We start from the raw sequence: 6,100 nt of genomic DNA on the forward strand, positions 1-6,100 counted from the left end.
CCATTCCGATGGGTTACAAACGGAGCCCCTCCCCTTCAGGGGAGGGGTGTTGGTCAGTGGATCTTCCAGTCGACGATCGCCCGCAGGCCCAGGACCACCACGCCCAGCGCATCGCGCAGCCCGGAGGGGCGATGGACATATTGCACATCCGGCTGAAGCGTCAGGAAGCGCGCCACGCGGTCGCTATAGGTCAGTTCGATCGTACTTTCCGACCGCGTCAGCGGCGACTCGTCGGCTGGATTGGCCCGGCGATAGGCGCGGCTCAGCCCGGCGGTCGCGAACCCGATCGAAAGGAGCGATTCGGGGCGTGACGGCAGGACACCATGCCCGGTCACGCCGACCTGCATCCCGTCCGCAAAGGGTGTCGTCAGCCCATCGGACAGGCCCACGCGCAGAAAGGCGCACCAATAGCCCATCTTGTCGGCCTCACCGGCCAAATCCTGCTCCACCAACGCGTACAGACCATGCGACGCGGCGGTATCGGGCCCGAGCGTCACGCCCGGTGGCACGATCCGCGGTTGCCGATCGCTATAGGTCCAGCCGCCGACGGTGATCGCCGTCCGCCCCCTCAGGCCCGCCTCCGCGATGAACAGGGCCGATCGCGGCCCGCCCTCGTCCGCCACGCCGCGCGGGGCCCGGATCACGGCCGCCTGCACATAATGGCGTCTGTCCTCCAGGCGGAGGCGGATGCCCAGATCGGTCTGGGGAAAGATCGACGGCCCATTGGGTCCCGTCGCGGCCAGCTCCGACCCGATGCCGAAAGCAGGTGCGATCAACGCTGCGGCCGAGGGATTGGCGTAGAATTCGCTGTTCAGATCATATTTGCCGACCAGGATCGATCCACGATCCCCGGCAAAACGCTGTTGCAACCAGGCCTGATAGAGGACGGCATCGGGACTGCCGACCTCGATATTGTTGACGCCCTGCAACGTGCCCGCAATGTCGTCGGGCCGCGCGCCTGCATTGCTCAGGATGCCGACATAGGCGCTCGCCCCTTCCCATCCGGCCGCGCGGTTCAGATCGACCGCGGCCATCAGGTCGATATTGTCGAGAAACCGCGCCCCCCGCCTGCCCCCGCCGGCCGCCACGCCGACGAGATCGGCCTTGTAGAGCAGATCGAGGCCGAAGGCGCTGGTCCGCTCATCCTCGCCCTCGCCATTGGTTTCGGCGCGTGGCTCCTCCTCCTGCGCCAAGGCAGGCGACGGCAGCACCGCCAGCATGGGCGCGGCCATCAGCATGATCGATTGACGCAGCGTCATCGTTCATAATCCCCTTTGGCGTATGGGCAGGCGAGAGCCCGCCCCGCCCTTCATGCCGCGACCGCCAGACGGGCGACACCGACTTCGTCCGCCAGGCCGGAAATCGCATCCATGTCGAGCAGCCCGACGATCCAGTCGGGCGCGGAGGGCCCCCGAAAGGCCGGGCGTCGGTCCAGTATCTCGCGCACCGCCGTCACCGGCAGGGCGAACAGCCCGCCGTCGATCGCGAAGACGCCCGCTTCGGTGTGCCCGCTCATGCCGCGCGCCCGAACGCGCGGTCTTGGTCATCCGGACCGCCCGACGTCAGATCGAGCGCAAAACCCCGTGACGGCGCGGAAGCCATGGTCGACTTTGCAGCTTTGCGGGCTGCGGCGCGCTGCGCCGGCCGCCGGGTGCCGTGATCCCGCCCGGCTTCCTCGATGCGGAAATACGAGATGCTGGACTGCAACTGGCCCGCTCTTTCGGCCAGCTGTTCGGACGTGGCCGACATCTCTTCCGACGCACTGGCATTTTGCTGCGTGACCTGATCGAGCTGCTGGATCGCCTGGTTGATCTGCACCGCGCCCAGGTCCTGCTCGCGGCATGCCGCGCTGATCTCGGCGACCAGCTCGGCGGTGCGGCGGATATCGGGGACCAGCTTGACCAGCATCTCGCCCGCCTGGGTGGCGGCGGACACGGTGTCCGACGACATGCCGCTGATTTCGGCCGCGGCCGTCTGGCTGCGCTCGGCCAGCTTGCGGACTTCGGCCGCCACGACCGCGAAGCCGCGACCATGTTCGCCCGCGCGCGCCGCCTCGACCGCCGCGTTCAGCGCCAGCAGATCGGTTTGGCGTGCGATTTCCTGCACGATGCCGATCTTCTCGGCGATGGTGCGCATCGCGACCACGGCCTTCTGCACCGCCGTGCCGCTGATTTCGGCGTCCTGCGAGGACTGGCGCGCGATCTTCTCGGTCTGCGTCGCGTTGTCGGCATTCTGTTTGATATTGGCGGCCATCTGCTCCATCGACGACGAAGCCTCTTCGGCGGCGGCCGCCTGTTCGGTTGCGCCCTGGCTCACCTGTTCCGACGAAGACGATAGCTGCTGGCTGCCTGCGGCCACGCTGGAAGCCGCCTCGGTCGCCTCGCCGACCACCACGCGCAGGCGCTCGACCATCGCGACCAGCGCATGGCCCAGCTTGTCCTTGTCGGACAGCGGCTGATGCTCGACCGTCAAGTCGCCTCGCGCGATATGGTCCGCCAGCGTGGCCGAGGTCCGCAGGTTTTCGGTCATCCGGTTGACGACATCGACCAGATCGCGAATTTCATCGTTGCTCGACACCTCGACCTTCTGGTCCAGATCGCCCGTGGCTACCGCGCCCAGGGCGACGGCAATGCGGTTCAGGCCGCGCGACACGATACGGCTGATCCACAGGGCCCCTGCCACGGCGGTGAGGAAGGCCGCAGCCGCCACCATCAGGAGGGTCGTACGCGACTCCGCATAAAGGACATTCCCCGCCTCATCCGCAGCCTTCAATTCCAATCGCTGGCGCTGCACGATCTTGTTCACCGTATCGCCGATCCGCACCGCCGCCTTGTTGGCGCCGCCCAGCGAAATGACGGAGGCTTCCGCGTTGCGATTGGCCAGTGCCAGTTCGACCGCCTGGTCGGCGATGGACTTGTATTCGGCCCAGCCGCGCTGCGCGTCCGTGTACATCTCGCGATCGACATCGTCCCCCGTGCGCAATGCCTCAGCGATCAGCCGGTCCGCACGGGCGCGCTGCTTGCGCAGTTCCGCATGCTGTCCGGCCATGAAGTCGGGATCGTCGCTCATGGTCAGATTCTTCTGGGCCACGATCGACGACGTGATGGCATCCTTGAATTGCTGGATTCGATCCAGCGATGCCGCCGGGTCGTCCACCATGTTGCTCTGGGCGGTGTTCAGGGTCGACAAGCGATTGACGCTGAACCCCACGATGATCGCCAGCATCGCGAGGACGATGGCGAATGTCGTGATCAGCTTCACCTTGATCGTGGCACGCATGTCTCTGCTTCCTGTTCACTTTTACGTGCCACACACTGCAAAAACGATGCAAATCAGCAAGATGCCGGCATCGATCAGCAATGGCACATGAGAAATCCGACAAGGTTCTTTCGATCCTTGCGCTAGGGTCAGGACCCATTGATGTGAGCGTCGCGATCTGATTCAGGCTCCACGAGGAGACTGGTGATGAGCGACCTTTTTTGGCTGACGGACGATCAGATGGAGCGGCTGCGGCCGTTCTTCCCCAAGAGCCACGGCAAGCCTCGGGTGGATGACCGGCGGGTGCTGAGCGGCATCGTCTTCGTCAACCGCAATGGGCTGCGCTGGCGGGATGCGCCCAGCGCCTATGGTCCTCACAAGACGCTGTACAACCGGTGGAAGCGCTGGGGCGAGCGTGGCGTGTTCACGCGCATGATGGAGGGGCTGGCTGCAGGCGATGCCGAACCGAAAACCGTCATGATCGATGCGACCTACCTGAAGGCGCACCGCACGGCATCGAGCCTGCGGGTTAAAAAGGGGATCTCGGCCGCCTGATCGGACGCACCAAGGGCGGCATGAACACCAAGCTCCATGCCGTGGCCGACGCGAACGGCCGCCCATTGAGCTTCTTCATGACCGCAGGCCAAGTCAGCGACTACACCGGCGCGGCAGCCCTGCTGGACGACCTGCCAAAAGCGCAGTGGCTGCTCGGCGACCGCGGCTACGACGCCGATTGGTTCAGGGACGCTCTCCAGGCCAAGGGCATCCAGCCATGCATCCCGGGCCGACGATCGCGCAACGAGCCGGTCAGATACGACAAGCGCCGCTATCGGCGTCGCAGCCGCATCGAGATCATGTTCGGCCGCCTCAAAGACTGGCGCCGCGTTGCCACACGCTACGATCGCTGCCCCACGGCCTTCTTTTCCGCCGTTGCTCTCGCGGCCACCGTCATCTTCTGGCTGTGATCAACGAGTCCTGACCCTAGGCTCATGCATGACAGGAATTTAATATAGCGTTTGCTTGCAGAGGTGGTTTTGTTAACCAGACGGCATCCGCGATTACCGCCTCTCCAAAGCCATCCGGCTAGCATCTTGTTTTCGCATCAGTTTATAGCTCAAAAATCTCGCTGATCATTTTCAGGAAATTACAAGATGCCACCCTCCGACAGCTCTACGCTCACGAACACATGACAGAAGTGTCATGACGGCAGGGTCGAACGCACCTCAATTGTCGAATTCGCGTGCCGGACCCACGTCCCACTGACCGAAGCCATAGGCTATCCGAACAGATAGATCTGGCCATTTGCCGAAGCGATCCCCGCTCCATGAGCCCGTTCAAACGGCAAGGCCTTTGACGCGGCGTACATCGCCGCGCAGACGTCTGGGCATCAGCAAACGCTGGATGCGCTGAGGGGGTATGCGACGACGGGCGACGTGCCGGCGCTGAAGAGCTTTGCGAGCGAGTTGGTCCCGACGGTGACGGCGCATCTGAACATGGCGAAGGGCTTGAAGGCTTAAGCCCGTTCAGGCGACCGCTTGATCGAGCAGCGGATGGGCCGGAGGGAGAGACGTGGCAATGGTCATGTCCCTCCCTTTTCACATGGACGAGGAGAGGCGCAGCGACGCGCATAGGCGTCGCCATCCGGCGCGAGGGTCTTGGGGCATGGTTCTGCCCGACCGGCGATATTTCCCCTTGCCTCCATTCAGCCTGAGCGAAGTCGAAGGCCATAGGGACGGGGTTGTTGCGGGGCGTTGAGATACGCCGGACGCCATGCTGGTGCTGCTATGGTTCACGGGCAAGCAGCGGGTGCGATGTCGGTGGCGTATGCGATAAACGACAACGCCGCCCGTGAGGGCGGCGTGTCGAGTTCTATAGCGGTGGTTGCGGGGGCAGGATTTGAACCTGCGGCCTTCAGGTTATGAGCCTGACGAGCTACCGGGCTGCTCCACCCCGCGACGCTGTGGAAGGTGGTGAGACAAGTGAATGGGTTTTTGTATTCGCGGGCTGTAATGCCTGGCGACGCCCTACTCTTCCACTGCTTGAGCAGTAGTACCATTGGCGCAGTCGGGTTTCACGGCCGAGTTCGGGATGGGATCGGGTGGGACACCGACGCTATGGCCACCAGGCAATAGAGTCCGCGAATACTGACCCTCGAGGGTTGGCTCGAGGGTGATGGGTATAAAATCGATGCTGTGCACTGGCTTGTATGATGACCGCACCCTGCCATCTAGCCCAGGGCTGATGGTGGGGGTGTGGAGCTCTCAAGCGCGAATAGGACAATTAGTATCGGTTAGCTCCATGCGTTACCGCACTTCCACATCCGATCTATCGAGGTCGTGGTCTTCGACCGTCCTGAGAAATCTTATCTTGAGGGAGGCTTCCCGCTTAGATGCTTTCAGCGGTTATCCCGTCCGTACATAGCTACCCTGCTGCGCCGTTGGCACGACGACAGGTACACCAGAGGTACGTTCAACCCGGTCCTCTCGTACTAGGGTCAACTCCTCTCAAATTTCGACGCCCACGGCAGATAGGGACCAAACTGTCTCGCGACGTTCTGAACCCAGCTCACGTACCACTTTAATTGGCGAACAGCCAAACCCTTGGGACCTGCTCCAGCCCCAGGATGTGATGAGCCGACATCGAGGTGCCAAACAACCCCGTCGATATGAGCTCTTGGGGGTTATCAGCCTGTTATCCCCGGCGTACCTTTTATCCGTTGAGCGATGGCCCTTCCACGAGGGACCACCGGATCACTATGACCGACTTTCGTCTCTGCTCGACTTGTCAGTCTCGCAGTCAGGCTGGCTTATGCCATTGCACTCTAACAGCCGGTTTCCAACCG

The 6,100-nt window shown here is 63.2% G+C and carries 5 protein-coding genes, 1 tRNA gene and 2 rRNA genes (1 of these 8 running past the window's edge); 2 read left to right on the top strand and 6 right to left on the bottom strand.

Features of this window, described 5'->3' with window-relative positions; genetic code table 11:
• Nucleotides 1–53: 53 nt before the first annotated feature.
• The 3 genes from ACWKSV_RS11505 to ACWKSV_RS11515 are packed head-to-tail and all read right to left on the bottom strand — an operon-like array spanning nt 54 to nt 3,279.
• A complete protein-coding gene (locus tag ACWKSV_RS11505) occupies nt 54–1,259 on the bottom strand; it encodes a carbohydrate porin (protein WP_191864727.1) in 1,206 nt (401 codons plus the stop codon).
• Between the two features lie 50 nt (nt 1,260–1,309).
• Nucleotides 1,310–1,516, bottom strand: a complete 207-nt coding sequence (locus ACWKSV_RS11510) for a chemotaxis protein CheW (RefSeq protein WP_076713818.1) — start codon at nt 1,514–1,516, stop codon at nt 1,310–1,312.
• The gene (locus ACWKSV_RS11515; protein ID WP_076713820.1) at nt 1,513–3,279 is read right to left on the bottom strand and encodes a methyl-accepting chemotaxis protein; all 1,767 of its coding nucleotides are present in this window, start codon (nt 3,277–3,279) and stop codon (nt 1,513–1,515) included. The genes ACWKSV_RS11510 and ACWKSV_RS11515 overlap by 4 nt, the downstream gene beginning before the upstream one ends.
• A gap of 186 nt (nt 3,280–3,465) precedes the next feature.
• On the opposite strand from ACWKSV_RS11515, the gene ACWKSV_RS11520 reads away from it, so the two are divergent.
• Together ACWKSV_RS11520 and ACWKSV_RS11525 are read left to right on the top strand one after the other, a co-directional pair.
• Nucleotides 3,466–4,223, top strand: a protein-coding gene (locus ACWKSV_RS11520) for an IS5 family transposase (protein WP_156884132.1) whose coding sequence is annotated in 2 segments (ribosomal slippage) — nt 3,466–3,799 and nt 3,799–4,223 — 759 coding nt in all. Because the reading frame shifts where the segments join, the coding sequence is not laid out codon by codon here.
• 399 nt (nt 4,224–4,622) lie between these two features.
• Complete coding sequence (locus ACWKSV_RS11525) at nt 4,623–4,775, top strand: DUF4142 domain-containing protein (protein ID WP_083706493.1); 153 nt, start codon at nt 4,623–4,625, stop codon at nt 4,773–4,775.
• 361 nt (nt 4,776–5,136) lie between these two features.
• Here ACWKSV_RS11525 and ACWKSV_RS11530 read toward each other — a convergent pair.
• The 3 genes from ACWKSV_RS11530 to ACWKSV_RS11540 all read right to left on the bottom strand — a co-directional run.
• Nucleotides 5,137–5,213: transfer RNA gene (locus ACWKSV_RS11530), tRNA-Met, on the bottom strand.
• A gap of 56 nt (nt 5,214–5,269) precedes the next feature.
• A 5S ribosomal RNA gene (rrf, locus tag ACWKSV_RS11535) occupies nt 5,270–5,384 on the bottom strand.
• A 134-nt stretch (nt 5,385–5,518) separates the two neighbouring features.
• Nucleotides 5,519–6,100: ribosomal RNA gene (locus tag ACWKSV_RS11540) — 23S ribosomal RNA — on the bottom strand (it continues 2,214 nt past the right edge of the window).

It is taken from the genome of Sphingomonas sp. SphC10 (genome assembly GCF_057004845.1).

Excerpts from the sequence above, each read along its gene's own strand:
- ACWKSV_RS11505 (WP_191864727.1), bottom strand. The coding sequence starts at position 1,259 with ATGACGCTGCGTCAATCGATCATGCTGATGGCCGCGCCCATGCTGGCG.
- ACWKSV_RS11510 (WP_076713818.1), bottom strand. The coding sequence starts at position 1,516 with ATGAGCGGGCACACCGAAGCGGGCGTCTTCGCGATCGACGGCGGGCTG.
- ACWKSV_RS11515 (WP_076713820.1), bottom strand. The coding sequence starts at position 3,279 with ATGCGTGCCACGATCAAGGTGAAGCTGATCACGACATTCGCCATCGTC.